Genomic DNA, 2,341 nt, shown 5'->3' on the forward strand with positions numbered 1-2,341 from the left:
GAGAGGTGGGTATTAAAAATTCTGGATTTCACCAATCCAAGGCAAAAGAGGAGAGTTCGACGCCACCACATGCCCAGTTAACCTACAAACAGCCCTCAACTGCGTAACTCCTATAAATACAAAAATATAACCAATATCCGACTTGGTAATGTAGATTCGCCCGATTCTACCCCTTATTTTAGGTTCTAAATCAGGAAATAAGTCCGATAAAAGCTCTTTTCGAAGGAGACATCGAACGAAACTACATCGCTTCTTCCAATTCATCGTTATCCTTAAAATACTGAGAAAGAGATTAAAACCAAACCCTAGACAAAACCAGTTAATTCCTAATTTAAACCCCTCCCTCAACCTCCGTGGTCTCCTGACATCAACACCCCCACCTATTACGCATCAAGAATCGTATTTAAACTATATTTACCCAAAAAAGAACAAATTATAGAATCTTTAAAATATTTGTAAAAATCACAACACTTCTTTTAACCCAATAACTAGATTTCACCCAGGCGGAAGGGAAAAAATTAATCATCTTCGAGGAGTGATTATGCCCAAGGAGAAAAAATCCAAAAAAGAAAAGAAAAAGATGGAAAAGAAAAAGCCCTCAAGGGAACAGCAAGAGAAACAGGAAGAGGAAGACGAAATCATGGATTTACTTGTCCTGGGAATTGCCCTAGACTGGGTTTAATAATTTATCCTGCGGGTAGAGGGAGACACTGACCAGAAGCCGAAGATCTGAAAACATGATATAGATCCTTGTGGATGCTGCTGTGGAATACTTATTTCAATTCTTATTATTGCTTGGGCTTGGAGCGTTAGTCCCTTTCTCACAATTTTATTTTTGTTATTCTAGTAATCATTATTGTTGTGGCCATAATCAGAATTAGAACTCGCCGCAAAAGAGTGCTCGCAGTGGAAAGGCCAACAGTTATTCCAAGAGAGGAAACACCCGAGGCTGAACAAGTAACTATCAAAACTGTTTCTATCGTCGAAACTGGTGGGTGTATGTTTTGCGGCGGCAATTTTCCTGAGGGGGGTGATATCTGTCCCGAGCGTGGAGAAGAGAGAGTCAGGTGCTCAGTTTGCCAGTTGAAAATTGTCTTTGATGACGATGTTATTAGGTGTCTTCATTGTGGTGTTTTGAGTCATCGAGACCATTTACTTGAGTGGATTAAAATCAGGGGCTTTTGCCCGAACTGCAGAGAAAGATTAATTGAAAACGATATCACAGATTAAAGGCTTTGTTTTTTGTTTTCTATTATTTTTTATTTTTCGAAGCACACTTCTTCGGAAAGATAATACAAGTCTGAAGCCCTAATACCTGATTTAACGAATTTAAGGCTCATTTGTGTTGTTTTAATGATTTCTCTAATAGTTGTTTGCTTAAATTGATAAAAATTAGTTTTTCTCCATGTCACTATTTATTTTACTTCTGTTGCAATTGAAACAAACAGGATTCAATTTAAGAAATACCTCTACCTTTTATTCTAACTCTTATTTTAACAGATAATTTTGATAATCCTCAACGAAATATCTCTTGCCCCTACTTTTTACTACAAAACCTTCCTCTTCAAGCAAGGATTTGTGTGCTTCCTGTCCTCCGGGATATTTTTCGTTCAAAAAACCATCAGCTTTCAGTGTTCGCCAATAGGATATACCCAAGTCTTTCCCTTCCCTCAGTGTTTCTTCCGCAGCGTTTGCAGCAGTCATAATAAAAATCCCAGTGGTCAATGAACAACAACCCTTAACCTTGTATTTTTGAGCCAAATTCTTACAAATCTCTACAATGGTAATTAGTTTCCCTTTGGGAACGGATTTCATTACCTCCACTACTTCGCTAGGATTAACCAGAACTACATCATCTCCTTCTTCTTCTGCACCCATTTTGTGCACAGCATTATAACAGGGAAATCTTTTCTCAAGCTTCAATATTTTCGGGAAATGCGCCTTATCAGCCAATTTTTCCTGCCAAGTCTTCCTCATCCTACTCACACACCTGCATTCTCCACACCTAACTCGTGTACTTTAACTAGCACTCTTACTTCATCTAAAATGAAAAATAATATTTACTAACGATAATATCATAATATCAAAAGGCATTAATACTTTTCTTAACAGCTTAGAGCCAGGAGCAAGCCACCCATCATAATTTTGAAACTTGATGACCCTCTCTTTATCAGGGTCTAATACTGAGGATCAACCAGACCACTTACTTGAGTGAATTAAAAATGCACAGTTTGCCCCAATTGGGAGAACGCTTCAGTAAGAACTAATCGTTAGGTATGTTTTTTAGATTCTGACATAATATTCTTGCTAAGCTTTAAATCGTTGTTTTCCCACCATTATT

General features: G+C 37.6%; 3 protein-coding genes. 2 read left to right on the forward strand and 1 reads right to left on the reverse strand.

Translation table 11 applies throughout. From position 1 onward, the window contains the following. The first annotated feature begins 541 nt into the window (after positions 1–541). Complete coding sequence (locus ACUVXA_RS19820; RefSeq protein ID WP_445873019.1) at positions 542–682, forward strand: hypothetical protein; 141 nt, start codon at positions 542–544, stop codon at positions 680–682. 224 nt (positions 683–906) lie between these two features. Beyond that, the gene (locus ACUVXA_RS19825; RefSeq protein ID WP_445873020.1) at positions 907–1,230 is read left to right on the forward strand and encodes a hypothetical protein; all 324 of its coding nucleotides are present in this window, start codon (positions 907–909) and stop codon (positions 1,228–1,230) included. A gap of 258 nt (positions 1,231–1,488) precedes the next feature. On the opposite strand, the gene ACUVXA_RS19830 is transcribed toward ACUVXA_RS19825, so the two are convergent. After that, positions 1,489–1,977, reverse strand: coding sequence for an MGMT family protein (locus tag ACUVXA_RS19830; RefSeq protein WP_445873021.1), 489 nt, complete (start codon positions 1,975–1,977; stop codon positions 1,489–1,491). Positions 1,978–2,341 lie beyond the last annotated feature (364 nt).

This window comes from Candidatus Jordarchaeum sp., assembly GCF_052745115.1.

Bases quoted from the DNA above. Each gene is read 5' to 3' on its own strand.
- ACUVXA_RS19830 (WP_445873021.1), bottom strand. From the start codon at position 1,977: ATGAGGAAGACTTGGCAGGAAAAATTGGCTGATAAGGCGCATTTCCCG.
- ACUVXA_RS19820 (WP_445873019.1), top strand. From the start codon at position 542: ATGCCCAAGGAGAAAAAATCCAAAAAAGAAAAGAAAAAGATGGAAAAG.